The organism is Pseudomonas endophytica (genome assembly GCF_001411475.1).
GTDB lineage: Bacteria > Pseudomonadota > Gammaproteobacteria > Pseudomonadales > Pseudomonadaceae > Aquipseudomonas > Aquipseudomonas endophytica.
Map to the genome: position 1 here is coordinate 38,038 of NZ_LLWH01000176.1, position 23,869 is coordinate 61,906.

General features: G+C 54.1%; 26 protein-coding genes. 10 read left to right on the forward strand and 16 right to left on the reverse strand.

The features are described from left to right. The first annotated feature begins 141 nt into the window (after positions 1-141). Complete coding sequence (gene hisD, locus AQS70_RS14180) at positions 142-1,470, forward strand: histidinol dehydrogenase (protein ID WP_055103400.1); 1,329 nt, start codon at positions 142-144, stop codon at positions 1,468-1,470. A 2-nt stretch (positions 1,471-1,472) separates the two neighbouring features. Further along, positions 1,473-2,525 (forward strand): histidinol-phosphate transaminase, encoded by a 1,053-nt coding sequence (hisC, locus tag AQS70_RS14185; protein ID WP_055103401.1) that lies wholly within the window; start codon positions 1,473-1,475, stop codon positions 2,523-2,525. A gap of 128 nt (positions 2,526-2,653) precedes the next feature. On the opposite strand, the gene AQS70_RS14190 is transcribed toward hisC, so the two are convergent. Together AQS70_RS14190 and algW are read right to left on the reverse strand one after the other, a co-directional pair. Further along, entirely contained in the window at positions 2,654-3,052 is a 399-nt protein-coding gene (locus AQS70_RS14190; protein ID WP_055103402.1) for a hypothetical protein, read from the reverse strand. Between the two features lie 343 nt (positions 3,053-3,395). Continuing rightward, positions 3,396-4,553: a Do family serine endopeptidase AlgW gene (gene algW / locus AQS70_RS14195; protein ID WP_055103403.1), complete on the reverse strand. Its 1,158-nt coding sequence runs from the start codon at positions 4,551-4,553 to the stop codon at positions 3,396-3,398. A 102-nt stretch (positions 4,554-4,655) separates the two neighbouring features. On the opposite strand from algW, the gene AQS70_RS14200 reads away from it, so the two are divergent. The 3 genes from AQS70_RS14200 to cysN all read left to right on the forward strand — a co-directional run bounded on the left by AQS70_RS14200 (position 4,656) and on the right by cysN (position 8,386). Then, positions 4,656-5,414, forward strand: a complete 759-nt coding sequence (locus tag AQS70_RS14200) for a Nif3-like dinuclear metal center hexameric protein (protein ID WP_055103404.1) — start codon at positions 4,656-4,658, stop codon at positions 5,412-5,414. A 146-nt stretch (positions 5,415-5,560) separates the two neighbouring features. After that, complete coding sequence (gene cysD / locus AQS70_RS14205; protein ID WP_055103405.1) at positions 5,561-6,478, forward strand: sulfate adenylyltransferase subunit CysD; 918 nt, start codon at positions 5,561-5,563, stop codon at positions 6,476-6,478. A gap of 9 nt (positions 6,479-6,487) precedes the next feature. Next, positions 6,488-8,386: a sulfate adenylyltransferase subunit CysN gene (cysN, locus tag AQS70_RS14210; RefSeq protein WP_055103406.1), complete on the forward strand. Its 1,899-nt coding sequence runs from the start codon at positions 6,488-6,490 to the stop codon at positions 8,384-8,386. Between the two features lie 78 nt (positions 8,387-8,464). Here cysN and AQS70_RS14215 read toward each other — a convergent pair whose 3' ends face one another. Genes AQS70_RS14215 through AQS70_RS14225 form a run of 3 tightly spaced genes read right to left on the reverse strand, consistent with a single transcriptional unit; the run spans position 8,465 to position 11,866 of the window. Then, on the reverse strand, positions 8,465-9,367 hold the full coding sequence (locus AQS70_RS14215) for an acyltransferase (RefSeq protein ID WP_055103407.1): 903 nt from the start codon (positions 9,365-9,367) through the stop codon (positions 8,465-8,467). Further along, positions 9,368-11,467 carry a phosphate acetyltransferase gene (pta, locus tag AQS70_RS14220; RefSeq protein ID WP_055103408.1) on the reverse strand — a complete coding sequence of 700 codons (2,100 nt, stop codon included), beginning with the start codon at positions 11,465-11,467 and terminating at the stop codon, positions 9,368-9,370. It abuts the gene before it with no gap. Between the two features lie 60 nt (positions 11,468-11,527). Then, complete coding sequence (locus AQS70_RS14225) at positions 11,528-11,866, reverse strand: DUF3565 domain-containing protein (protein WP_055103409.1); 339 nt, start codon at positions 11,864-11,866, stop codon at positions 11,528-11,530. On the opposite strand from AQS70_RS14225, the gene AQS70_RS14230 reads away from it, so the two are divergent. Next, positions 11,835-12,320, forward strand: a complete 486-nt coding sequence (locus tag AQS70_RS14230) for an FKBP-type peptidyl-prolyl cis-trans isomerase (protein WP_055103466.1) — start codon at positions 11,835-11,837, stop codon at positions 12,318-12,320. The genes AQS70_RS14225 and AQS70_RS14230 overlap by 32 nt on opposite strands. Before the next feature lie 351 nt (positions 12,321-12,671). Here AQS70_RS14230 and AQS70_RS14235 read toward each other — a convergent pair whose 3' ends face one another. From AQS70_RS14235 to cysZ, 3 genes are all read right to left on the reverse strand, one after another. Continuing rightward, positions 12,672-13,856: a glycosyltransferase family 4 protein gene (locus AQS70_RS14235; protein WP_055103410.1), complete on the reverse strand. Its 1,185-nt coding sequence runs from the start codon at positions 13,854-13,856 to the stop codon at positions 12,672-12,674. A gap of 191 nt (positions 13,857-14,047) precedes the next feature. Then, entirely contained in the window at positions 14,048-14,377 is a 330-nt protein-coding gene (locus AQS70_RS14240) for a hypothetical protein (RefSeq protein ID WP_055103411.1), read from the reverse strand. Positions 14,378-14,542: 165 nt separating this feature from the next. After that, on the reverse strand, positions 14,543-15,298 hold the full coding sequence (cysZ, locus tag AQS70_RS14245; RefSeq protein ID WP_055103412.1) for a sulfate transporter CysZ: 756 nt from the start codon (positions 15,296-15,298) through the stop codon (positions 14,543-14,545). A gap of 311 nt (positions 15,299-15,609) precedes the next feature. On the opposite strand from cysZ, the gene trxB reads away from it, so the two are divergent. Continuing rightward, positions 15,610-16,575, forward strand: coding sequence for a thioredoxin-disulfide reductase (gene trxB, locus AQS70_RS14250; protein ID WP_055103413.1), 966 nt, complete (start codon positions 15,610-15,612; stop codon positions 16,573-16,575). 51 nt (positions 16,576-16,626) lie between these two features. Here trxB and AQS70_RS14255 read toward each other — a convergent pair whose 3' ends face one another. From AQS70_RS14255 to AQS70_RS14280, 6 genes are all read right to left on the reverse strand, one after another. Beyond that, on the reverse strand, positions 16,627-16,968 hold the full coding sequence (locus tag AQS70_RS14255) for a HopJ type III effector protein (protein ID WP_055103414.1): 342 nt from the start codon (positions 16,966-16,968) through the stop codon (positions 16,627-16,629). Beyond that, complete coding sequence (locus AQS70_RS14260; protein ID WP_055103415.1) at positions 16,961-17,257, reverse strand: DUF1244 domain-containing protein; 297 nt, start codon at positions 17,255-17,257, stop codon at positions 16,961-16,963. The genes AQS70_RS14255 and AQS70_RS14260 overlap by 8 nt, the downstream gene beginning before the upstream one ends. 29 nt (positions 17,258-17,286) lie before the next feature. Next, complete coding sequence (folX, locus tag AQS70_RS14265) at positions 17,287-17,658, reverse strand: dihydroneopterin triphosphate 2'-epimerase (protein ID WP_055103416.1); 372 nt, start codon at positions 17,656-17,658, stop codon at positions 17,287-17,289. Further along, entirely contained in the window at positions 17,658-18,221 is a 564-nt protein-coding gene (folE, locus tag AQS70_RS14270; RefSeq protein ID WP_055103417.1) for a GTP cyclohydrolase I FolE, read from the reverse strand. The genes folX and folE overlap by 1 nt, the downstream gene beginning before the upstream one ends. 23 nt (positions 18,222-18,244) lie before the next feature. Further along, on the reverse strand, positions 18,245-18,955 hold the full coding sequence (folM, locus tag AQS70_RS14275; protein ID WP_055103418.1) for a dihydromonapterin reductase: 711 nt from the start codon (positions 18,953-18,955) through the stop codon (positions 18,245-18,247). A gap of 95 nt (positions 18,956-19,050) precedes the next feature. Further along, positions 19,051-19,620, reverse strand: coding sequence for a putative antibiotic biosynthesis monooxygenase (locus tag AQS70_RS14280; protein WP_055103419.1), 570 nt, complete (start codon positions 19,618-19,620; stop codon positions 19,051-19,053). Between the two features lie 335 nt (positions 19,621-19,955). Between AQS70_RS14280 and AQS70_RS14285 the strand changes: the two genes are divergently transcribed. After that, positions 19,956-20,897, forward strand: a complete 942-nt coding sequence (locus AQS70_RS14285; RefSeq protein ID WP_055103467.1) for a MerR family transcriptional regulator — start codon at positions 19,956-19,958, stop codon at positions 20,895-20,897. A 76-nt stretch (positions 20,898-20,973) separates the two neighbouring features. Here AQS70_RS14285 and AQS70_RS14290 read toward each other — a convergent pair whose 3' ends face one another. Further along, positions 20,974-21,447 carry a PAS domain-containing protein gene (locus tag AQS70_RS14290; RefSeq protein ID WP_055103420.1) on the reverse strand — a complete coding sequence of 158 codons (474 nt, stop codon included), beginning with the start codon at positions 21,445-21,447 and terminating at the stop codon, positions 20,974-20,976. 134 nt (positions 21,448-21,581) lie between these two features. On the opposite strand from AQS70_RS14290, the gene AQS70_RS14295 reads away from it, so the two are divergent. Together AQS70_RS14295 and AQS70_RS14300 are read left to right on the forward strand one after the other, a co-directional pair. Further along, a complete protein-coding gene (locus tag AQS70_RS14295; protein WP_055103421.1) occupies positions 21,582-22,037 on the forward strand; it encodes a flavodoxin in 456 nt (151 codons plus the stop codon). 494 nt (positions 22,038-22,531) lie between these two features. Continuing rightward, on the forward strand, positions 22,532-22,906 hold the full coding sequence (locus AQS70_RS14300) for a hypothetical protein (protein WP_055103422.1): 375 nt from the start codon (positions 22,532-22,534) through the stop codon (positions 22,904-22,906). 12 nt (positions 22,907-22,918) lie between these two features. Here the strand turns inward: AQS70_RS14300 and AQS70_RS14305 are convergent, their stop codons facing one another. Next, on the reverse strand, positions 22,919-23,713 hold the full coding sequence (locus tag AQS70_RS14305) for an IclR family transcriptional regulator (protein ID WP_055103423.1): 795 nt from the start codon (positions 23,711-23,713) through the stop codon (positions 22,919-22,921). Positions 23,714-23,869 lie beyond the last annotated feature (156 nt).

The following is a 23,869-nucleotide window of genomic DNA, read 5'->3' on the forward strand; positions in this document are numbered from 1 at the left end:
CCAACATCTTTAAGTCGCGCCCATCCATCCGTGTAATAGCCAGAAATTTCAGGTACCCACGCGGATGGCTTGGTAGTCTTGCCGTGCCTGATACTTGCAACACCTCATTCCAAGCAAACGCCCATTACCGAGGCCCTCGCTATGACCGCTCCCACTGCAATTCGCCGACTCAACGCTGCTGACCCGGACTTCGCGCAGCATCTGGATCATTTGCTGAGCTGGGAAAGTGTGTCTGATGACTCGGTTAACCAGCGTGTGCTCGACATCATTAAAGCCGTGCGCGAGCGTGGCGATGCAGCCTTGGTTGAGTTTACCCAGCGCTTTGACGGGTTGAGCGTCAACTCGATGGCCGATCTGATTCTGCCACGCGAGCGTCTGGAACTAGCCCTGACTCGTATCACCGGGCCGCAGCGCGAAGCGCTGGAAAAGGCCGCACAGCGTGTTCGTAGTTACCACGAAAAACAGAAGCAAGACTCGTGGAGCTACACCGAAGCCGACGGCACCGTGCTGGGCCAAAAGGTTACGCCACTGGATCGAGCGGGCTTGTACGTACCGGGCGGCAAAGCCTCGTACCCGTCTTCAGTCTTGATGAACGCGATTCCTGCCAAAGTGGCAGGCGTCAGCGAAGTGGTGATGGTAGTGCCTACGCCACGCGGCGAAATCAACGAGCTGGTGCTGGCCGCAGCCTGTATCGCGGGTGTTGACCGGGTGTTCACCATTGGCGGTGCCCAAGCTGTCGCGGCATTGGCTTACGGGACTGAGAGCGTGCCGCAAGTCGACAAGGTGGTAGGGCCGGGCAACATTTACGTGGCCACCGCCAAGCGTCACGTGTTTGGCCAAGTGGGGATCGACATGATCGCCGGCCCTTCAGAAATTCTCGTGGTGTGTGATGGTCTGACCGACCCGGACTGGATTGCCATGGACCTGTTCTCCCAGGCTGAACATGATGAAGACGCGCAAGCGATCTTAGTCAGCCCGGACGCCGAGTTCCTCGACAAAGTGGCTGCCAGCATTGCCAAACTGCTGCCGACTATGGAACGTGCAGACATCATAAACACCTCGATCAACGGCCGTGGTGCGTTGATTCTAGTCAATGACATGCAGCAAGCCATTGAGGTCGCCAACCGCATTGCCCCGGAACACTTGGAGCTGTCGGTGGCAGACCCGCAAGCCTGGTTGTCGCATATTCGCCACGCCGGGGCGATCTTCATGGGGCGTCACACCTCAGAAGCTTTGGGCGATTACTGTGCAGGCCCTAACCACGTATTGCCGACGTCGGGCACCGCACGTTTCTCATCGCCGTTGGGTGTGTACGACTTTCAGAAACGCTCCTCGATCATTTTCTGTTCGGAACAGGGCGCCTCTGAGCTGGGCAAAACCGCTTCGATTCTGGCCCGTGGCGAGTCACTCACCGGCCACGCCCGAAGTGCTGAATACCGGATCATCGCCGACACCGAACAGGGGCAATAAGCATGAGTCAATTCTGGAGTTCGTTCGTTAAAGAACTGGTGCCCTACGTGCCGGGGGAGCAGCCAAAACTGACCAAACTGGTCAAGCTCAACACCAACGAAAACCCTTACGGGCCTTCGCCAAAAGCGCTGGCTGCGATGCAGGCTGAAATCAACGACAACCTGCGTCTGTACCCAGACCCGAACAGCGACCTGCTCAAACAGGCGGTGGCCGAGTATTACGGCGTAAACACTAATCAGGTATTTCTCGGTAACGGTTCTGACGAAGTGCTGGCCCATGTCTTCAACGGTCTGTTGCAGCACGACAAACCTTTGCTGTTCCCGGACATCAGCTACAGCTTCTACCCGGTTTACTGCGGGCTGTATGGCATTGAGTTTGAAGCCGTCCCCTTGGACGAGCAGTTCCAGATCCAGCCAGCGGACTACGCTAAGCCTAACGGCGGCATCATCTTCCCAAACCCCAACGCGCCGACTGGCTGCTTGCTGGCGCTGGACGCCATTGAGCAGATGCTAAAGGCCAGCCCGGACTCAGTGGTTGTAGTGGATGAAGCGTACATCGACTTTGGTGGCGAAACGGCCATCACACTGGTGGACCGTTACCCGAACCTGCTTGTGACCCAAACGCTGTCTAAATCACGTTCGTTGGCGGGGCTACGTGTGGGGCTTGCGGTGGGGCATCCGGACTTGATTGAAGCGCTGGAGCGGATCAAAAACAGCTTCAACTCCTACCCGATTGACCGTATCGCCATCGCCGGTGCGGCAGCGGCTTTTACAGACCGCGAGTACTTTGAGCACACCTGTAAATCGGTGATCGACAGTCGCGAGCACGTTGTTGAACAATTGAGTGGTTTGGGTTTTGAGGTATTGCCGTCGGCGGCGAACTTCATCTTCGCCCGCCACCCGCAGCACGATGCAGCAGCACTGGCGGCCAAGTTGCGTGAGCAGGGCGTCATCGTGCGTCACTTCAAACAACAGCGGATTGCCCAATTCTTGCGCATCAGCATCGGCACGCCGGAACAGAACGCGGCGCTGATTGAAGGTTTATCAGCTATTTAAAGCTGTGGAAGACCCACTGTAGGAGCGAGCAAGCTCGCTCCTACAGTGTTGGCGTGTTGTTATCATGCATATCTAAAACAGCATCGGCACGTCTGAACAACATGCGGTGCTACGTGCTCGATCAACTATTACTTTCCATTGGTGATCTTAAATTTCCCGTCTTTAATTTGGCCTCCCTCGATTGAAAATTCAAAGGTCCCTTGGGCATTGGCCTCATCATCGACCTGCAATAACACTTTGCCCTTTGTTGCAGCATAAACTTTACCGTCAACTCTATAATCCCATTGGATGTTTATGTCTTGGTCTGGATACGTGTATTTCTTATCTATCGGGCGCAGGGCTTTTGGAAAGCTAATCACGATTTCGCGATTGGCAGATTTCGCGTAGAAGAACCCCAATTGGTTGGTATGAGGGTGCTGGTAATCACCGATGGAACCGGAAAAAACAGTTCCATCGGGTAACGTGGCGGTAACAGTGCCAGTTGATTTGTTATTTCCTTTGGGACCAGCGTATTGGGTTGCGCTCATTACAGATACCTCAGTTATTAAAAGCTGTGCGGTTAGCAGTTTGCTAATGGTGAGGTTTTAATAATGGGTCGTCACCTGTCATAACTGACAGTTGATGAGATTTTTTAATGGAGTACTGCCTGTTTTTTAGTAGTAGTTAGCTATATGTAGTTAATGTTTTAAAACACTGTTTGTATTGGGCGGTATTGTTAGGTTTTTATTTTGATTTTTAAAAATCGCGAGCAAGCTCGCTCTTACAATGTTGTGTTCAACTTTGGGAGGGTTCACCTCGTAGGAGCTGCCGAAGGCTGCGATCTTTTGATTTAAAAAGCTCGCAGCCTGCTACAGCTCCTACGGGATGTGGTTATTTCGTCGGGTGCGCCGGCTGTTCCTGCTGCGGCCGCAGGCCGACTTCGGCGGTGAGTTTAAGCTCTTTACCGTTGCGCAATACCTTGATCGCCACCTTGTCTGAAGGTTTGATTCTGGCGACTTGGTTCATTGAGCGACGACCATCATTGGCGGGCTCGCCGTCAATGCTCAAGATCACATCGCCTAATTGCATGCCAGCTTTCTGCGCGGGGCCGTCACGGAAAATTCCCGCCACAACAACCCCAGGGCGTCCGTTCATACCAAACGACTCTGCCAGATCCGGGGTCAGTGACTGAACCTCAATCCCCAGCCAGCCACGAATTACTTGGCCGTGTTCGATAATCGACTTCATGACTTCCATTGCCAAGTTGATCGGGATTGCAAAGCCGATCCCTTGCGAGCCACCCGACTCAGAGAAGATCGCGGTGTTGATGCCGGTCAAATTGCCATTGGCATCCACCAGCGCACCGCCCGAGTTACCGGGGTTGATCGCAGCATCCGTCTGGATAAAGTCTTCGTAGTTATTCAGACCTAACTGGTTGCGGCCTGTGGCGCTAATGATGCCCATGGTGGTGGTTTGACCCACGCCAAACGGGTTACCAATCGCCAGAGCGATGTCGCCGATGCGCAGCGCATCAGACCGGCCAATGGTGATTGAGGGCAGGTTTTTCAGGTCGATCTTGAGCACGGCCAAGTCAGTTTCAGGGTCGCTGCCGATCATTCGGGCTAATGTTTCCCGACCATCCTTGAGCGCTACGACAATTTGGTCAGCGCCTGCCACGACGTGGTTATTGGTCAGCAAATAGCCTTCAGGGCTCATGATCACGGCGGAACCCAAACTGGATTCCATGCGTTTTTGTTTCGGTGCGTTGTTGCCGAAAAAACGTCGGAATTGCGGGTCTTCAAACAACGGGGTGGCGTTTTTGTTCACCACTTTGGTGGTGTAAAGGTTCGCGACAGCGGGCGCTGCGCGGGTAACGGCGTCGGCATAAGTCACAGGGCCTTGTTGCACATAGTTTGTGCGCGGGGCTTGCTGCAGATTAACGTCCAGACTCGGCAGGCCAACCCACTCTGGATAACGCTGAATAATTAACAAAGCGATAAGTACGCCAGCCAGCAGTGGCCAGCCAAAAAAACGCAAAGCCTTGAACATTGAACTTAATCCTGAAGGTTGCAGAGCCATCTTCACGGCCCATAATGGCGGCCATTATACGAGTGCCTGAGCGCCTCTGAACGCTATATTTAGGAGTCTTTTATGGCTGTTGCCTTAAGCACGCTGGTAGAAGAAGCGAATCGTTACCTGAACAGCGCTGCGATCAGCGATTACTGCCCCAATGGTTTGCAAGTTGAAGGGCGGCCGCAAGTGCTGCGTATCGTCAGCGGCGTAACCGCCAGCCAAGCGTTGCTGGACGCCGCTGTCGAGGTCGAGGCCGACTTGGTGTTGGTGCATCACGGCTACTTTTGGAAGGGTGAAGACCCTTGCGTGACGGGCATGAAACAGCGCCGCCTGAAAACCTTGCTCAAACACGATATCAGCTTGCTGGCCTATCACTTACCACTCGATTTACACCCTGATGTGGGCAATAACGTGCAATTGGCGCGGCAATTGGAAATCACCGTTGAGGGCCCACTGGACCCAGCCAACAGCAAAGTGGTGGGTTTGGTGGGGTCATTGGCCGAACCGATGACCCCACGTGATTTTGCCCGCCGTGTTCAAGAGGCGCTAGGGCGGGAGCCATTGCTGATTGAAGGCAGCGAAATGATCCGTCGTGTGGGCTGGTGTACCGGCGGAGGCCAAGGTTACATCGACCAAGCCGTGCTAGCGGGCGTTGATCTGTACTTGAGTGGCGAAGCTTCTGAGCAAACCTTCCACAGCGCACGGGAAAACAACATCAGCTTTATCGCTGCTGGCCATCACGCCACTGAGCGTTATGGCGTTCAAGCGCTCGGCGACTACTTGGCACGGCGCTTTGCGCTTGAACACTTGTTCATTGACTGCCCCAATCCGATTTAAACAACCGACAACAGGCCAAACCTGGCGTTCTATTCTTAGATCGTTTAGGTCTACTTGGCGTCCTCAATAGAAGAGAGTGCTGTGCTAGCATTCGCCCTTCGAACACGGCCCGCAGGCCGTTAATAAGATAGCTTTCGTGAGTAGCCATGGTCGACAAACTGACGCACCTGAAACAGTTGGAGGCGGAAAGCATCCATATCATTCGTGAGGTGGCCGCCGAGTTCGATAACCCGGTGATGCTGTACTCCATTGGTAAAGATTCCGCCGTAATGCTGCACCTTGCTCGCAAGGCATTTTTCCCAGGCAAGCTCCCGTTTCCGGTGATGCATGTCGATACCCAGTGGAAGTTCCAAGAGATGTACCGCTTCCGCGACAAAATGGTCGCCGAGTTGGGACTGGACCTGATCACTCACGTAAACCCGGATGGCGTGGCACAGGGCATCAACCCGTTCACCCACGGTAGTGCTAAACATACCGACATCATGAAAACCGAGGGCCTGAAGCAGGCTCTGGATAAGCACGGCTTTGATGCCGCCTTCGGTGGCGCGCGCCGTGACGAGGAGAAATCCCGTGCCAAAGAGCGCGTGTACTCCTTCCGCGACAGCAAGCACCGCTGGGACCCTAAAAACCAACGCCCTGAGTTGTGGAATGTCTACAACGGCAACGTCAACAAGGGCGAGTCGATTCGCGTATTCCCGTTGTCCAACTGGACCGAACTCGATATCTGGCAGTACATCTATTTAGAAGGCATCCCGATTGTGCCGCTGTACTTCGCGGCTGAGCGCGACGTCATCGAGAAGAACGGCACATTGATCATGATCGACGACGATCGGATCCTTGAGCACCTCTCTGACGAAGACAAGGCTCGCATCGTCAAGAAAAAGGTCCGTTTCCGTACCTTAGGTTGCTACCCGCTGACCGGCGCGGTGGAGTCCGAGGCTGAAACCCTGACCGACATCATCCAGGAAATGCTCCTGACGCGAACTTCCGAGCGCCAAGGCCGAGTCATCGACCACGATGGTGCAGGCTCGATGGAAGATAAAAAACGTCAAGGTTATTTCTAAGGGGTTGTCATGTCGCACGTATCTGATTTGATCAGCGAGGACATCCTCGCCTACCTGGGCCAGCACGAGCGCAAAGAGATGTTGCGCTTTCTGACCTGCGGCAACGTCGATGACGGCAAGAGCACCCTGATCGGGCGCCTGCTGCACGACTCTAAGATGATCTACGAAGACCATCTGGAAGCCATTACCCGTGACTCGAAAAAGAGCGGCACCACAGGCGATGACATCGACCTGGCACTGCTGGTAGATGGCCTGCAAGCTGAACGCGAGCAAGGCATCACCATTGACGTAGCCTACCGCTACTTCTCTACGGCCAAGCGCAAATTCATCATTGCCGATACCCCAGGCCACGAGCAGTACACCCGCAACATGGCCACCGGTGCGTCTACTTGTGACTTGGCGATCATTTTGGTGGATGCTCGCTACGGCGTGCAGACCCAAACCCGTCGCCACAGCTTTATTGCATCGTTGCTGGGCATCAAACACATCGTTGTGGCCATCAATAAGATGGACCTCAAGGACTTCGATGAAGGTGTGTTCGAGTCGATCAAGGCCGACTACCTGAAGTTTGCAGAAGGCTTGAAAATGAAGCCTACCAGCCTGCATTTCGTGCCGATGTCTGCCCTTAAAGGCGACAACGTGGTGAACAAGTCCGAGCGTTCGCCGTGGTACACCGGCCAATCGCTGATGGAAATCTTGGAAACCGTTGAAGTTGCCGCTGACCGCAACCTCACCGATTTGCGCTTCCCGGTGCAATACGTAAACCGTCCAAACCTGAACTTCCGTGGTTTCGCCGGTACTTTGGCGAGCGGCGTTGTGCATAAGGGCGACGAGGTTGTTGTGCTGCCGTCAGGTAAAAGCAGCCGCGTTAAATCCATCGTTACCTTTGAAGGTGAACTGGAACACGCGGGGCCTGGGCAGGCGATCACGCTGACCATGGAAGATGAGATTGATATCTCCCGCGGTGACTTGTTGGTGCATGCCGACAACGTGCCACAGGTGACAGACAGCTTCGAAGCCATGTTGGTATGGATGGCTGAAGAGCCGATGCTGCCGGGCAAGAAGTACGACATCAAGCGTGCGACCAGCTATGTTCCGGGGTCGGTGGCCAGCATCGTCAATAAAGTTGATGTGAACACCCTTGAAGAGGGCCCGGCGAGCGTGTTGCAGCTGAACGAGATCGGTAAGGTCAAGATCAGCCTCGACGCCCCGATTGCGCTGGACGGTTACGACAGCAACCGCACTACCGGTTCGTTCATCATCATCGACCGCTTGACCAACGGCACCGTTGGCGCGGGCATGATCATCGCCTCGCCGGTCAGCCACGGCACCGCGACGCATCATGGCGACTTGGCGCACGTGACCACTGATGAGCGCGCCCAACGGTTTGGCCAGCAACCCGCGACCGTATTGTTCAGCGGCTTATCGGGTGCCGGGAAAAGCACCTTGGCTTACGCTGTTGAACGCAAACTGTTCGACATGGGGCGTGCAGTGTTTGTCTTGGATGGCCAAAACCTGCGCCATGACCTGAACAAAGGTCTGCCACAGGATCGCTCAGGCCGTACCGAGAACTGGCGTCGTGCCGCTCACGTGGCGCGTCAGTTTAACGAAGCTGGCTTGCTGACACTGGCAGCCTTTGTTGCTCCAGACGCCGAAGGTCGTGAACAGGCCAAGGCGCTGATCGGTGATGACCGCTTGCTGACGGTCTACGTCCAAGCGTCCCCAGCCGTATGCGCCGAGCGTGATCCGCAAGGTCTTTACGCGGCGGGTGGTGACAACATTCCGGGCGAGTCCTTCCCGTACGACGTGCCATTGAATGCTGACCTAGTAGTCGACACACAAGCTGTCACCGTGGAAGAAGGCGTTAAGTTAGTGCTGGATCTATTGCGTCAACGCGGCGCGATTTAACAGGCTAGCGGCAAGCTTTGGCCCCGTAGGCTGCGATCTTTTGATTTTAAAAGGCCGCAGCCTGCGGGGTTTGTTGTATCAGGCTTTGGGGTATTCCCTATGCAGCTCGCCCAATAACCGATCTTTGTCTTCCCACATCTGGTTGATCCAGCCCTGAAATGCCAATTTGTATTCAGCGTCTTGGTCGTAGTTCTTGCCGATGAATGCCGCCGGAATGTCCAGCTCTTCAAAGACCACAACCACTTCGCGCACATTGCCACACAGCAAGTCCCAATAACCGGGACGACCGTCAGGGTAGTGAATCGTCACGTTAACGATGGATTTTAACTGCTCGCCCATCGCGTCCAGTACAAAGGCAATGCCCCCAGCTTTAGGTTTGAGCAGGTAGCGCAACGGTGAGTTTTGCTGGGCATGCTTGGCCTCAGTGAAGCGTGTGCCTTCGACAAAGTTAAAAATACCCACTGGCTGGTTTTTAAACTTGGCGCAGGTTTTACGCGTGGTCGCCAAGTCGGCGCCTTTCTTTTCCGGGTGTTTGGCCAGATACGCCTTGGAATAGCGCTTCATAAACGGGAAGCCCAACGCCCACCACGCCAAGCCAATCACCGGTACCCAGATCAGTTCCTGCTTGAGGAAGAACTTAAGCGGGCGGATACGTTTGTTGAGCACGTATTGCAGCACCATGATGTCAACCCAGCTTTGGTGATTGCTGGTCACCAAATACGAGTGTTCATAATCCAGCCCTTCGAGGCCCACGATGTGCCAACGGGTCTTACGCAGCAGATCCATCCAGCGCTTGTTGTTACTGACCCAGGCTTCATGGATGTGCCGCATTAACTCATCGGTAATACGTTGCGCCGCCGCAAATGGCAGGCAGAGCTTAAAGATTGCGACGACGAACAACGGCGTGCAACACACGATGGTGTTGATTGCTAATAACAATGAAGCAATAACGCCGCGTAATGGCGCAGGTAGAGAATCCATTTACACATCCTTAGGTCGGTTGGCGGCTTGAATTGCCGTTAGGGCAATGGTGTAGACGATGTCGTCCACTTGCGCTCCACGCGGCAGATCATTTACCGGTTTACGTAAGCCTTGCAGCATTGGGCCTAGGCTCACGCAGTCGGCGCTGCGTTGCACGGCCTTGTGCGTGGTATTGCCGGTGTTCAAGTCCGGGAAAACAAATACTGTGGCGCGACCCGCGACCTGACTGTTGGGGGCAAGTTGACGTGCCACCACCTCGTTAGCCGCGGCGTCATATTGCAAGGGGCCGTCGATCAGCAATGAGCGCTGAGTCTCCTGCGCCATTAACGTGGCTTCACGGACTTTCTCGACTTCTTCGCCGCTGGCCGATTCACCACTGGAATAGCTGATCATCGCTACGCGTGGAATGATGCCAAACGCAGCGGCCGAGTCAGCGCTTTGCAGGGCAATTTCGGCCAGCTCAGCCGCAGACGGGTGCGGGTTCATCACGCAGTCGCCGTATACCAGCACCTGCTCAGGGAACAACATAAAGAATACGGATGACACCAAGGTGCAGCCTGGCGCGGTCTTGATGAGCTGTAGGGCAGGGCGGATGGTGTTTGCGGTGGAGTGGATGACCCCGGAAACCAATCCATCGACTTCATCCAGCGCCAGCATCATGGTGCCAATCACAACCGTGTCTTCGAGTTGCTGCTCGGCCATCGGGGCATTGATACTTTTAGTTTTACGCAGGGCCACCATCGGCTCTACGTAGCGGCTACGAATCATATCTGGGTCGAGAATTTCCAGCCCCGGCGGCAGTTCAAAACCATGTGCTTTGGCCACTGCGTGAACGTCCTCGGGTTTGGCCAGCAGCACACAACGAGCAATACCGCGTGCCTGACATATAGCGGCCGCTTGCACGGTTAAAGGCTCGCTGCCTTCGGGCAAAACGATGCGTTTATTGGCGTGCTGGGCGCGCTGGATTAATTGATAGCGGAACACCGCAGGCGTGAGGCGCATTTCCCGTGGTGTACCGCAGCGCTGATGCAGCCAGTGAGCGTCGAGGTGGCTGGCGACAAAGTCGGTGATGATTTCCGCGCGCTCGCGGTCATCAATCGGGATTTCTTTGTTGAGTTGATTGAGTTGGTTGGCAGTGTCGTACGACCCCGTGCTTACCGATAGCACGGGTAAGCCGGCTTGCAGTGCGCCCCGGCATAACTCCATCAAGCGTGGATCGGGTTTTGTGTCGCTCGTCAACAACAAGCCAGCCAAGGGCACGCCGTTCATCGCAGCCAAGCTGACGGCCAAAATGATGTCATCGCGGTCCCCCGGTGTAACGACCAAAACGCCAGGTTTGAGCAGTTGCAGGGTGTTGAGAACCGTACGGGCGCACAGAATGATCTTCGCCATGCGCCGGGTTTCATAGTCGCCGGCGTTCAGCACCTGAGCTCCGAGCAACTCGGCCACATCGCGGGTGCGCGGGGCGTTGAGTTCGGGTTGGTACGGTATGCAGCCCAGCAGCTTGAAGTCTCCAGTACGCAGTAACGGTGAGTGTTCCTTTAGGCGAGCAGAGAACACTTCCATGCTCTCATCGGTTTTTACTTTATTGAGGATCACGCCAAGTACTTTCGGGTCTTTCGGGCCGCCAAACAGTTGCGCTTGTAGCTCGACTCGGCCCGAAAGCTCGGTCAGTACTTCGTTTTCAGGGGCTGATACCAGAATCACTTCGGCATCCAAGCTCTTGGCCAGATGCAAATTGACACGAGCCGCGTAACTGGCGGTGCGCGTGGGCACCATGCCCTCAACGATTAATACGTCTTTGTCAATGGCGGCTTCTTGATAGAGGCTGATGATTTCTTCTAGCAGCTCATCCAACTGACCATCACCGAGCATGCGCTCGACATGAGCCAGGCCCAAGGGTTGTGGTGGTTTTAGGCCGTGAGTGCGAGCTACCAGTTCGGTTGAGCGCTCTGGGCCTGTGTCGCCAGGATGCGGCTGGGCAATGGGCTTGAAAAAGCCGACTTTCAAGCCAGCACGCTCCAAAGTACGAACTAGACCGAGGCTAATTGAGGTCAGACCCACCCCAAAATCAGTAGGGGCGATAAAAAAAGTTTGCATGCGAGCTTCCTGAGGTAGCAGTGCAAAAGCAACGCTCGATAAACGAGTCGTGTGCTGGAATCAATTGCCAAGGTTAACGCCATCGGCCCCTTGAGCACACCAGCCACAACGAAAGGGCTGACCTATTTTTTTCTGCCGCTGGTTTGAATCAAGCACCCAAGGGCGTGATTGCCAAGGGGGCAGATGGCGCTGATGCTGCGAGTGGCCACATGAGAGTACAACGACCCAGTGTTGTTCTTCATCTTGACGCCAGCCAATGATTATTGAACTTTTCAAAGTTATCCGTTGGTCTTGGTTGTGTTCGCTTTCGAGCGAATGCTTGGTTAAACTTGCGAACTCATTATTTTTTTGCAAAAGGTCTCGCCCCATGACGATCGCCGCCAACAAGGCTGTCTCCATCGAATATACCCTCACCAACGACGCGGGCGAGGTCATCGACAGCTCTGCCGGCGGCGCTCCGCTGGTTTACCTGCAAGGCGCAGGCAACATCATTCCCGGCTTGGAAAAGGCCCTCGAAGGCAAGGCTGTTGGTGACGAACTCAAGGTTACCGTAGAGCCACAAGACGCGTATGGCGAATACTCGGCAGAACTGGTCAGCACTTTGAGCAGCAGCATGTTCGAAGGCGTTGACCAACTGGAAGTCGGCATGCAGTTCCACGCTTCCGCGCCGGACGGCCAAATGCAAATCGTGACCATCCGTGATCTGGACGGCGACGACGTAACCGTTGATGGCAACCATCCTCTGGCTGGCCAGCGCCTGACCTTCGAGGTCAAAGTTGTTGATGTACGTGACGCGAGCGAAGAAGAAGTTGCTCACGGCCACGTTCACGGTGAAGGCGGTCATCAGCACTAATAGCTGCTGCTAAGCTCAGTCTTGAGCTAGCCAAGAAAAGGCGCCTACGGGCGCCTTTTTGTATTGTTGAAAAGGCGACAATCAGTATCTACAGCGATTGCATGTTGAAGTCCGTCATGAGTGCACAAACCTGCTTTTGGTAGGAACTGGCGCAGCCTGCGATCTTTTATCTTCTAGCTCAACCTCAAAAGATCGCAGCCTTCGGCAGCTCCTACAGTGACTCCTTTAGCAAGTCTTCGATCTGTTGATTTTCCCTTAAGCGCACAAACCTGCTTTTGGTAGGAACTGGCGCAGCCTGCGATCTTTTGATCTTCTAGCTCAACCTTAAAAGATCGCAGCCTTCGGCAGCTCTTAAGACATCCTTGCGCGGGGCTGTGTAGAGTGTTTTACAGTTGATCCGAGGCTGGCTCGCTGCAACTGGTTTTCGAACAGTTCGATAGTCTTCGGCCAACCTTGACGACACGCATGGTGGCGAGCATTCAGGCGCACAGTGCGTAGTGTTTCTGGCTCCTCAAGCAACCAAGCGGCGGCGTCGATCCAGGCATATTCATCGCCCGGCATAGCCAAAACACCGTTATAGCCATGACGGATATGCTGCCCAGCCGCCGCTGCGTCATAAGCAACCAGCCCCAGTCCTGAGGCAAGGGCTTCAAGCACGACATTGCCAAATGCCTCGGTCAAACTGGGGAACAAAAATACGTCGCCACACGCATAGTGCCGCGCCAGATCTTCGCCTAATTGAGCGCCACAAAAGAAAGCTTCTGGCAGTGATGCTTCCAGTGTTGCCCGTTTGGGGCCATCACCCACGATAATCAGTTTGAATCGCCGGTGCGGATACCGCTCTTGTAAGGCCGCGAGGCAACGCTGGAGGGCACCCAGATTCTTTTCAGGTGCCAAGCGTCCTACGTGTAGCAGCGCAATATCGTCCTCACCCAGCCCCCAACTTTGACGCAAGGCGTTACTGCGCTTTGCTGGACTGAACAGTTGGCTATCGACACCGTGTTCGAGCAACTCGAGGCGGTCAAAATGTCTACGCTCTAACTCAATCTGTTGGCTGATACTGGGCACAAGTGTTAAGGCTGATCGGTTGTGAAACCAACGTAAATACTGGGTAAGCAGTCGAGAAAAAAGCCCTACACCAAACACGTGGGAGTAGTGCTGCAAGTGCGTATGAAAACCACTGACTACTGCAATGCCCAGTCGGCGTGCAACACGCAGCGCACTGAAGCCAAGAGGACCTTCTGTAGCGATATACACCACATCCGGGCGCTGTAATTGCCAGCGCTTCATTAAGCGATGGGTTGAGGTCATGCCCCACTGACGTTCGGGATAACCTGGAACAGACCCGCCGCGACACAACATCAGGTGCTCAGAACTGCGTTGATTGCCATCGCCCATCTGGCGTGGGCGCACCAGTTCGACGTGATGATCGCGAGCGCGCAGCCCATCGAATAAGCGCCCAAGGGTGTTGGCCACGCCGTTTATTTCAGGTGGAAACGTTTCGGTGATCAGAGAAATGTGCAGGGCAGTTGTCATCGCTTCAGTCTCAACATGATCTATGTCGACTGCGTGTCAGCTTAATGATGAATTTATGGCGAATGCAGCTTTAGACGGCAATGAGACAGCTCGGGGTCTTTTCCTATTTCATTTCAAGCAATAAAACGGGAACAGGCTTTGGGCACCATGCGGCCCTCAGCGCTTGACGTGCAGCGATGAGGGCCTAGGTTTTACTCAGGTATGTTTAAGCAGGCAGTTACATAGGCAGCCGCATTTTCGAGTGTGAGCGAGGTAATGCGATGCTCATCCTCGAACGTATATGCCTTGGAAAAGATGCCGGCGGTTGCACTGCTGTAAGTGACCCCGTTAGGGTATTCGCTGTTGTGCAGGCGCCTGTCCAGAGCGTCTTCGGTCAGAGAGGAAGAGTCAATGACCATGCGTTCTTCGAGGTTGTTGACCCCATTGATATAAACGCTGTCCGGGTCTAGACCCAGTGGACTCAAGTCGGTTTTAAGTTGGGCGCGGATGCGCTCGCGCAGAATTTCTCTAAGAGTTGTCATGTTTAATTTCCTTGTATGCGTTTCAAGCAACGAGAGCGTCCTGCTCTGCAAGTGGTTTGCTTGAAGGTCTTGGCAAGGAGGATTTAAATACAAATCGCGCCTGCGATGTGCATATCTATGTAGTGCAGTTGGGCGAAAACCTGTTGTAGCGCCCACGCAAGTGTTTCAAGATTTTTTAACGGACAATGCCTCTTCGCCCCGCTCGCGTACCCAAAACAAGGTCGCACCGGCTACTGCGGCGGGCATCATCAGCACGTTCAACACGGGTATTAACAACACCAGATAGACCATCCCGCCAAAACTTAGGCTCTGCCAGCGCTTTTGCCGCAGCCAAGCGAGCATCTCGTTCCAACCCAACTTGTGGTTATCAGCTGGGTAGTCGATGTACTGAATAGCCATCATCCAGATCCCGAAAATGAGCCATAACGGCGCTGCGATCAGGTTGACCACCGGTACAAAAGAGAGAATCAGCAAGGCAATCGCACGGGGTAGAAAATAGCCCAGCTTGCGCATTTCTCGTGCCAGTGTGCGTGGCACCATTGCCATCAGTTCGCCCCAGCTGAAGGGTGGAGCGTTATCGACCCCGCGCACTACCGCTTCGACTTTTTCTGAGAGAAAACCGTTAAAGGGCGCGGCGATAATGTTGGCAAACATCGTGAAGGTGAAAAACACCATCAAAATGAGCAGCACCACAAAAAGTGGCCACAACAGGTAGTTGAGGAAGCTCAGCCAACTGGGTAGCGTCGGCATCAGGGTATCGACCCAAAGGCTAAACTGATGTCCGGCAAAGTAAATCAGCCCGACAAACAGCACTAGGTTGATCAGTAACGGGAGCAGTACGAATAAACGCAGGCCTGGGCTCAGGACCAGCTTTAGGCCTTCACGCAGGTACTGCGGACCAGATAGAACAGGGGCGGGCATAGTAGGCTCCGAGCGGTAGGAAACCGGCCGACCTTAACGGCTTTGTGCGTTAGACGAAAGCATCCAAGTAGATTCGACAATAACTGTAACAAAGACGTCCGACGATGAATTTGGCTGCATAGAGCGCTGCTATGAGCTGGATTGTTAATGCGTATTTCCTTACTCTCAGCGGCCTATATACGCTGCACCTACATTTTTCATGACCTGCGAGATCCAGGCTTGGCCTGAGCAGGTGTGCGGTTTCTTTTTATTCCAGCTGCTAAAGCGGCGTTCCGACCCGGTTTCGACACGGGCGGTCATAGGAGTGAGTCATGTCTGAAGTACGTCATTCGCGTGTGATTATTCTGGGTTCTGGTCCTGCGGGTTACAGCGCCGCTGTGTATGCGGCCCGGGCTAACCTTAAACCACTGCTGATCACAGGCATGCAGGCGGGCGGTCAACTGACTACCACCACTGAAGTCGACAACTGGCCGGGTGATGTTCATGGTCTGACCGGCCCTGTGTTGATGGAGCGCATGCGCGAGCACGCCGAGCGTTTTGAAACCGAAATCGTGTTTGATCACATCAACGTGGTTGACCTGAAGAACAAACCGTTCAGCCTGACCGGCGATAGCGGTACTTACACCTGTGACGCGTTGATCATCGCTACTGGCGCCAGCGCCCGTTACTTGGGTCTACCGTCTGAAGAGACGTTCATGGGCAAGGGTGTTTCGGCCTGTGCGACCTGTGACGGCTTCTTCTATCGCAATAAACCTGTAGCCGTTGTCGGTGGCGGCAACACCGCCGTTGAAGAGGCGCTGTACTTGGCCAACATCGCGAGCAAAGTGACATTGGTTCACCGCCGCGAAACGTTCCGTGCCGAGAAAATCCTGATCGACAAACTGAACGCTCGCGTGGCTGAAGGTAAGATCGAGTTCAAGTTGAACGCCAATTTGGATGAAGTATTGGGCGACAACATGGGCGTGACCGGTGCTCGCCTGAAAAACAACGACGGTAGTTTTGACGAAATCAAAGTAGATGGCGTGTTTATTGCCATCGGCCACACCCCAAACACGTCGCTGTTTGAAGGTCAGTTAGAGCTCAAAGATGGCTACATGGTGGTAAAAGGCGGTCGTGAAGGTAACGCGACCGCCACCAGCATTGAAGGTGTGTTTGCCGCGGGCGACGTGGCTGACCACGTCTACCGTCAAGCCATCACCTCGGCGGGCGCAGGCTGCATGGCTGCACTGGACGCTGAGCGTTACCTAGATGACTTGCAGAACGTTGAGTTCAAGTAATCCGCAGCGTATAAAAAACCGGCCTTGGCCGGTTTTTTTATGGAGGCGAGCTTAGGCTTTGCGCGTCAGCGGCTGGGCCTGGAGTTTAACCCCGGCCAAGCCGTGCTTGATTAAAGCGCGGATGTTGCTGTGATCAATGCCTTCTGGTGTCTCCAGTACAGAGCGATAGTGTTCACCGAACGCCAACAGCGCTTCTTGATCGCTAAAGCCTTCGAGCACAGCCAAACCCAGGGTTTTGCACGAGCCTTCGTTCTGCCCGGCTGCGTTCTCGACGCCGCCGTTATTGAACGCCTGCGGCTGGTAATCGTAATGCGCAGCGACAAACGCGAGCGTATCGGCGAATAGGTGTTGGCCGCTGTTGAGGCTGACGCGCAGCGTGTTTACATCAGTCATGCTGTTTTCCTTTGGCAAACGCCGCGACTTGTTCGGCGCTGGCTTCTTTCTGGTAGTGGGACTTCCAATCGGCGTACGGCATGCCGTAGACCACTTCACGTGCGTCATCGAGGCTCAGCTCGATCTGGTGTTCATCAGCCGCAGCCTTGTACCACTTGGACAGGCAGTTACGGCAAAACCCCGAAAGGTTCATCAGGTCAATGTTCTGCACGTCTTTGCGGCTGTCCAGATGGGCAACGAGGCGGCGAAAGGCGGCAGCTTCAAGTTCAAGGCGCTCTTGGGGGGTCATAAAATTCACCAAGGTTAAATGGGCTGAAACTAGCGGCTAGCCGCTAACGTAATTGACACCGACTCAGCAAAGCGAAGGGCGTGAGGCTTGTCGACTTCGACCTCGGCGTACAGAACCGCGGTATTGCTCATTACCAGATCCAGAAGCTCTTGTGTCAGGCGCTCAAGCAGAGCGAAGCGATTCTCTTCGACGTGTTGAATCACGGCTTTAGTGATGGTCCGGTAGTTCAGTGCGTGGTCAATGTCGTTATCACGCACGGCTTCTTGCGCGGCATAGAGGATGGTGAGGTTGATCAACACATCCTGTTTGTTGAGGATTTCTTCCTCATTGATCCCGATATAGGTGCGCAGACACAGGTCTTTTACGCGGATGCGGGCCATTCCTGGCTGAAGTTGTGGCATTACGACTTGCTCCGTCCTATCAATTGCAGAAACTCCATGCGGGTGCTGCTCGATTCGCGAAAGGCGCCGAGCATGACCGAGGTGTTCATGGTTGAGTTCTGTTTTTCTACGCCGCGCATCATCATGCACATGTGCTTGGCTTCAATCACCACGGCAACGCCAGCCGCTTGAGTGATGTTCTGGATGGCGTCAGCGATTTCTCGGGTGAGGTTTTCTTGGATTTGTAGGCGGCGGGCAAACATGTCGACGATACGGGCTACTTTTGACAGCCCCAGTACTTTGCCGGTCGGGATGTAAGCCACGTGTGCCTTGCCCACAAAGGGCAGCAAGTGGTGTTCGCACAACGAATACAGCTCGATGTCAGCCACGATCACCATTTCATCGCTGTCTGAGGCAAAGAGTGCGCCATTGACGATCTCTTCCACGCTTTGGTTGTAGCCGTGACACAAATACTGCATGGCTTTGGCTGCGCGTTTTGGGGTATCGAGCAGACCTTCGCGCTCAGGGTTTTCACCGAGGCCGACCAAGATCTCGCGGTAATGCTCAGGCAATGATGTGCTCATGAAAATACTTCCTCGCGGACGTCTTATTTAACGTGTCGTCCGCCGTTGACGGTCAAGGTGGTGCCGGTCACGTACGGGTTATCCAGCAGGTAGCGTAGGCTTTGATAAATAACCTCGGCTCCAGGTTCAATGCCCAGAGCTGACTTAGCCAAGGCTTTTGCGCGATACGCCGCGTCGTCGTCGGGGTTGAACATCAGCAGGGCCGGGGCAATGCCGTTGACTTTGATCTGGGGCGCCAATTTAGCGGCAAATGACAACGTCAAGTTGTCTAGGCCCGCTTTGGTCGCGGCATAGGCGATGTGCTTACTACTGCCTTTGCGTGTTACGTCATCACTGATATGGACGATATCAGCGGGGCTTGAGCGCGCTAACAGTTCGCTGCAATGCAGATTAATTAGATAAGGGGCGAGCATGTGTACGCTGAACATTTCGGTAAATGCGCAGGTTTCGCTGCCTGGTGTCTCAGCCAGCCACGTTGACGCATTGTGGACGATAGCCCGCAAACTGTCGGTGTGTGTTTTAAGCCGTGCAATAAAATCGAGAATACCGATTTCAGTCGAGAAATCGGCAAATAAAGTGATCGCGCCCAACTCACGCAAAGCCTGCACGCCGGGTTTTTCGCTGCGATAGCTGATGATCACGGGAAAGCCGTCAGCCAGCAGTTGCTTAGCGCAATGCAAGCCGATGCGCTGGCCAGCACCAGTAATCAGAATCGGGGCATAAGAAGTTGGCATGTCGGGCTCGTTGCAAAATCGCCGGAAACAGTCGCGGCGCACTGGCAAAACTATACCAGCGTGCACGACCTAACGGCCAAGCCCAAGGCGATCCTTTAACTGCGATGACTCAGGGCGTTGTTGGGTAAGGATTTGTTCGGCGCGCTGTGCAGCCAGCTCGCGAGCAAATGCGTCGAAAGAGGGATGAACAAATACACCATCAGCGGCGTTAGGGCCAAGGTACTGACAAACACCCGCGGCAACAGACTCAACTCGCCCAGCAATGGGCCTAAAACAAAGTTGAATAACAACGACACAGGAAAGAACGCCAGCCAGATGGCGACGGCTTGTTTCCAGCGCGGTGGCCGATGCCCTACAGCGCCGAACCAACCATCAATGCCGCTGACGCGATGTTCAGAAGGGTTGGCGAACAAATGGCTGCCGCGTTGCAGCCATGCTTTACGTGAAACCGAGTGTTCCCATGCGTATAACGTGGATTCGTCGGCAAAGCGGAAAATAATCTGAAATTCATCGTCGCCGGGAGGGGGGGCCAACACGCCAGAACCCAGATAACCGGTGAAGTCTGTGGCGAGCTGTTCGCCTTCGTGCAGCCAAACGATTAATTCTTGATAACGGCCTTGTGCAACACGGCGTGCCACCATCAGGGTGACTGGGGAGGTAGACATTGTGTATCTCCATGAGGCTGATGTCGCCCGGGTAGGGCAACCACACAACACAGCGCCGGGGTGTTGGGCTGTGTGAAATAAAACATGCAAGGATTGTTCCTTTATATCGGTAGGAGCCAGTTTACTCGCAATCTTTTGTTTTTAACGATTAAAAGATCGCAGCCTGCGGCAGCTCCAAAAGCAGAAGCAGCGCCGTTGTGGCCGCAGCAACGCAGGTGACACAAAAAAGATCACAAAGATGAGCTGTAGGAGCGAGCTTGCTCGCGATCTTTTTAAAGATCAAAAGACCACCAGTACGCCCGCTCCCACAGTGATGAGTACTCCAGGCCAGAATGATGCCCGAATTGACTAAACTTGAGCCCATTACAGCCTCTGTAGATCCTTCTCAATCTCAGGGTTTGTACCCGATCAGAGAAGTCGCTCGACTGACGGGTATCAATCCGGTGACGCTGCGCGCATGGGAGCGACGCTATGGCCTGATCCAGCCAACACGCACCGAAAGTGGGCATCGCCTGTACACAGTGCGCGATATTGAGGCGGTGCGTCAGGTCATGGGCTGGCTTGAACGTGGTGTGGCGGTCAGTAAAGTCGCCGAGTTGCTAGCGCGTTCGACCTCGTCTGGCTGTGTGTCGCAACCGTTAATGGCCGATGAACACGGGCAATGGCAAGTGCGCATCAGAGATGCACTCAGCGATTTTAATGAGCCTGAGCTGGACCGTCTGTATGGGCAGATATTTTCCCTTTATCCGGTTGAAAGCGTGTTTCAAAGCATCTTGATGCCAATTTGGCATCAGTTGTTGAGGAGCCAGGATGAATTTGGCCGCACCAGCGAATGGCTGCTGTTCGATAATTTCTTGCGCGCACGCGTGCAGCACCGTCTGCACATGCAACCTGTGGATGCGAGCCATCGCGTATTGCTGGTGGCGCTGCCCGACATGTGCCGTGAACTGCAACTGCTGGTCGCCGGTTTACTGTTGAGCCACAGTGATCGGGTTGTCAGGGTGCTGGCAGTCGGTCAACCGCTGGATGAGCTACCCCTGATTTGTGAGAAAGTTATGCCTCAGGCGGTGGTACTTTTTGCCCATCAAGTGTTGGGGGCGGCCCACCAACGTCGATTAGTGCGGCTGGCGCAATCCTTAGAATGTTCGCTAGCGCTGGCTGGTGAAGCGTCTAATGGGGCGCAAGAAGCGCTGAGCGGCGCTTCGATTGTCTGTTTGGGCAGTGAGGCGCGCTTGATGAACCAGCGTCTGGAGAGTGAACTCACAGCCTCGATTTGAAAAACCTACCGTATAGGAGCGAGCTTGCTCGCGATCTTTTGATCTTTAACAGATCGCGAGCAAAGTTTGAGCGGCTTTAAACGGGCGATTTATTAACGGTATTTGCGGCTTTAAGCGCTTGCAGCTCAGCTTTTACTGCGGCCAACTCGAGTTCAAGTTGGGCAGTTTTTTGCTGGGCTTTGACCTGTTGGGTGACGTCTTTTTGCACCCCAATAAAATAGGTCAACTGATCCGAGTCATTGAATACGGGCGTGATCGATAGCTCGTTCCAGAAGGGGGTGCCGTCCTTGCGATAATTACGCAGTATCTGGCGTGTAGGCTCTTTGCGAATGATGGCTTCGCGAATCAATTGCAGGCCCGCTTGGTCGCGATCACCGGACTGTAAAAAGCGGCAATCTTGGTAAAGGATGTCGTCGCTGCTGTAGCCCGTCAGTGTCTCGAACGCTCGATTGACATAAATAAGGATGTTGTCTTCACCTTCCTGTTCGGCCACCACAATACCGTCCTGAGACGCGTCGACCATGCGCTGCAGTAAACGGGCATTGATCATGGTGCGGCACTCCAAAGGTCAGTTAAGTTGGAGCCATTTTAGGTCATCGCGCCAAGCTGTCTACGTGCTATCACCGAAAGCGCTACATCACCTGTTAGTATCCCTGCCTTTTAGTCAGTTACAGGATCAGATTGATGAAAGTCGCCATCCTTTCCGGCTCGGTGTACGGCACCGCAGAAGAAGTCGCTCGCAATGCCAAACAATTATTGAACGCTGCCGGCTTTGAGGTTTTGTTCAATCCGCGCGCTAGGCTGGCCGATATTCAAGCCTTTGCGCCTGATGCTTTTTTGGCGGTCACGTCCACCACAGGCATGGGCGAGTTGCCAGATAATTTGACGCCGCTGTATAGCGAAATTCGCGATGTGTTACCTGCCGCTTGGCGCGGCCTGCCGGGCGCCGTTATCGCCTTGGGTGATTCGAGCTACGGCGATACCTACTGTGGTGGCGGTCAATTGCTGACTGAACTGTTTGCCGAGCTGGGCCTGCAGGAAGTGCAGCCAATGCTGACGTTGGATGCCAGTGAAAGCGTTACGCCAGAGAGCGATTCTGAACCTTGGTTGGAAACACTCATTAAAGCGCTGAGCCAGTAAACACGGTAGGAAAAGCCAGTCGACGGTGGATTGCTTGCGCACTGTTGAAGATCAACAGATCGCGAGCAAGCTCGCTTGTACCTACTCATTGCGCTTTCGTCATACCCCAGACGAAAAAAGGCCGCTGTAAAACAGCGGCCAAGGAAGACGTTCATCAAGGAGCTACAAATCAACGTCAGGGTAAGCAGTGGAGCAGCAGAGTCGTTGAACTTACTGTTCAGGCAGGCAAGGGTAAAGATTTGCTCGTCACGGAGTAAGTTCGATTTTAGACATTGTCTTTTACATGTGAAGCAACAGTCCACCCGCTTTCTTGAGTGCTCTTGTCCGAGAGCGTCAGCTTGCAAGCTCAACGAATTGTTAGTGTTTAAACAATAACAATGTAGTGCACTTAGCGCTCACTCCCGGTGTTCAATAGTTCTGTATAGGCATTCAGCAGGCAGACTTAATTACCGCATGAAGCGGGATGTGCCTTGCTACTTAAAAGGAGCGACACCATGAGTGATTTAAATGATGCACCTTCAGACCCGCGCGCAAATTACATAATGGCTGACATTGAGTTAAAAGAACGAGTGCGGATTTTTTTAAATGATCAGCTCAAATCCTATGGTCTGGAATGCGACAACCTGTACATCAATACCGTCCACGATGTCATTGAGCCAAAGTTAACACTTAGCCAGCCGTTGCATGACGCGGCCATTGAAAGTCTTAAGCGTAAGGTTGCACCCACCTATAGCATGTCGCTTTCGGGTGTGTTTTCTAAGGGCTGGACTTATGAAGACGCCCACCGAATTCGTAAACCCTCAGTGATTCATGTTGAGAAAATAATCCAGAACTTGTTGGATCATGCTCAATACAAATGGTTTTTGTAACCCTGTGATGCATTAATGGGGTAGATACCCCATCCGCCAACTAATGGCGTGGGCGGTGGCCAATAATCGTTTGGCCGCCGGCCCGTTTTCATCGGCGTGAAACAGCGAAGTTGGGCCGACCACGGTCAATACTCCCGCCACCTTGCCGGTGGCCTCGAAGACGGGCGCTGATAGCGCATCCACACCTGGCATCAACAATCCATGCACAAAGTGCAAGCCTCGTGAGCGTATCTGGTCGCTCATTGCGGCATAAGCTTCAACGCTCAGTAAGGGATGCAGGACCTCAGCTTTTTGCTCCAGCGCGCGCAGTTCGGCAGTCTCGCGGTCTGGCAAAAAGGCGTTGAACACCAGCCCCGTAGATGAGCTCAGCAGCGGCAACACTGAGCCTAACTTGGTGACCACGGTGACTGCACGAACAGCGGCTTCAATGTGCACCACGGTCGCGCCCTGGTTACCCCAAACGGCCAGAAAACACGTTTCGTTCAATTCATCGCGCAGCTCAGCCATTGGCAGGGCGGCGACTTTAAGCACGTCCATGCTATTGAGTGCCGCCAGGCCCACGCGCAACGCTTCGCGGCCAAGGGCGTAATGGTTGGTGGCGGAATTTTGTTCGGCAAACCCGCTGGCAATCAGCGCCTGCAAGTAACGATGAACCTTGCTCGCAGGCATTTGCACGTGTTCGGCCAAGCGCGACAACGAGGTCGATGGCGACAGTTCGGCCAACGCCTTGAGGATGTCAGTGCCGACTTCTGCTGAGCGCACTTTCTGTTTACCGGTGCTCTCAGTGTTGCTAGGTGGCTTTGGCATGGCGAGGCGGGTTCTCAAGATAAATGGGGGCCTTTATAGCTTGACGCTTCATACCAATCAAATTACGTTATGCGTAATTAGATTACGATAAAAATAACGCAGTGACCCACACATGGCTTCAGCGTTGAGTGAGTCCACTGTTTTCTCCACTCTGGA

Excerpts from the sequence above, each read along its gene's own strand:
- AQS70_RS14230 (WP_055103466.1), top strand. The coding sequence starts at position 11,835 with ATGACGATCGCCGCCAACAAGGCTGTCTCCATCGAATATACCCTCACC.
- cysN (WP_055103406.1), top strand. The coding sequence starts at position 6,488 with ATGTCGCACGTATCTGATTTGATCAGCGAGGACATCCTCGCCTACCTG.
- trxB (WP_055103413.1), top strand. The coding sequence starts at position 15,610 with ATGTCTGAAGTACGTCATTCGCGTGTGATTATTCTGGGTTCTGGTCCT.
- folE (WP_055103417.1), bottom strand. The coding sequence starts at position 18,221 with ATGAGCACATCATTGCCTGAGCATTACCGCGAGATCTTGGTCGGCCTC.
- hisC (WP_055103401.1), top strand. The coding sequence starts at position 1,473 with ATGAGTCAATTCTGGAGTTCGTTCGTTAAAGAACTGGTGCCCTACGTG.
- hisD (WP_055103400.1), top strand. The coding sequence starts at position 142 with ATGACCGCTCCCACTGCAATTCGCCGACTCAACGCTGCTGACCCGGAC.
- cysD (WP_055103405.1), top strand. The coding sequence starts at position 5,561 with ATGGTCGACAAACTGACGCACCTGAAACAGTTGGAGGCGGAAAGCATC.
- AQS70_RS14255 (WP_055103414.1), bottom strand. The coding sequence starts at position 16,968 with ATGACTGATGTAAACACGCTGCGCGTCAGCCTCAACAGCGGCCAACAC.
- AQS70_RS14215 (WP_055103407.1), bottom strand. The coding sequence starts at position 9,367 with ATGGATTCTCTACCTGCGCCATTACGCGGCGTTATTGCTTCATTGTTA.
- AQS70_RS14190 (WP_055103402.1), bottom strand. The coding sequence starts at position 3,052 with ATGAGCGCAACCCAATACGCTGGTCCCAAAGGAAATAACAAATCAACT.
- folM (WP_055103418.1), bottom strand. The coding sequence starts at position 18,955 with ATGCCAACTTCTTATGCCCCGATTCTGATTACTGGTGCTGGCCAGCGC.
- AQS70_RS14240 (WP_055103411.1), bottom strand. The coding sequence starts at position 14,377 with ATGACAACTCTTAGAGAAATTCTGCGCGAGCGCATCCGCGCCCAACTT.
- folX (WP_055103416.1), bottom strand. The coding sequence starts at position 17,658 with ATGCCACAACTTCAGCCAGGAATGGCCCGCATCCGCGTAAAAGACCTG.
- AQS70_RS14300 (WP_055103422.1), top strand. The coding sequence starts at position 22,532 with ATGAGTGATTTAAATGATGCACCTTCAGACCCGCGCGCAAATTACATA.
- AQS70_RS14295 (WP_055103421.1), top strand. The coding sequence starts at position 21,582 with ATGAAAGTCGCCATCCTTTCCGGCTCGGTGTACGGCACCGCAGAAGAA.
- AQS70_RS14235 (WP_055103410.1), bottom strand. The coding sequence starts at position 13,856 with ATGACAACTGCCCTGCACATTTCTCTGATCACCGAAACGTTTCCACCT.
- AQS70_RS14290 (WP_055103420.1), bottom strand. The coding sequence starts at position 21,447 with ATGATCAATGCCCGTTTACTGCAGCGCATGGTCGACGCGTCTCAGGAC.
- pta (WP_055103408.1), bottom strand. The coding sequence starts at position 11,467 with ATGCAAACTTTTTTTATCGCCCCTACTGATTTTGGGGTGGGTCTGACC.
- AQS70_RS14280 (WP_055103419.1), bottom strand. The coding sequence starts at position 19,620 with ATGTCTACCTCCCCAGTCACCCTGATGGTGGCACGCCGTGTTGCACAA.
- AQS70_RS14305 (WP_055103423.1), bottom strand. The coding sequence starts at position 23,713 with ATGCCAAAGCCACCTAGCAACACTGAGAGCACCGGTAAACAGAAAGTG.
- AQS70_RS14200 (WP_055103404.1), top strand. The coding sequence starts at position 4,656 with ATGGCTGTTGCCTTAAGCACGCTGGTAGAAGAAGCGAATCGTTACCTG.
- AQS70_RS14225 (WP_055103409.1), bottom strand. The coding sequence starts at position 11,866 with ATGGAGACAGCCTTGTTGGCGGCGATCGTCATGGGGCGAGACCTTTTG.
- algW (WP_055103403.1), bottom strand. The coding sequence starts at position 4,553 with ATGTTCAAGGCTTTGCGTTTTTTTGGCTGGCCACTGCTGGCTGGCGTA.
- AQS70_RS14285 (WP_055103467.1), top strand. The coding sequence starts at position 19,956 with ATGCCCGAATTGACTAAACTTGAGCCCATTACAGCCTCTGTAGATCCT.
- AQS70_RS14260 (WP_055103415.1), bottom strand. The coding sequence starts at position 17,257 with ATGACCCCCCAAGAGCGCCTTGAACTTGAAGCTGCCGCCTTTCGCCGC.
- cysZ (WP_055103412.1), bottom strand. The coding sequence starts at position 15,298 with ATGCCCGCCCCTGTTCTATCTGGTCCGCAGTACCTGCGTGAAGGCCTA.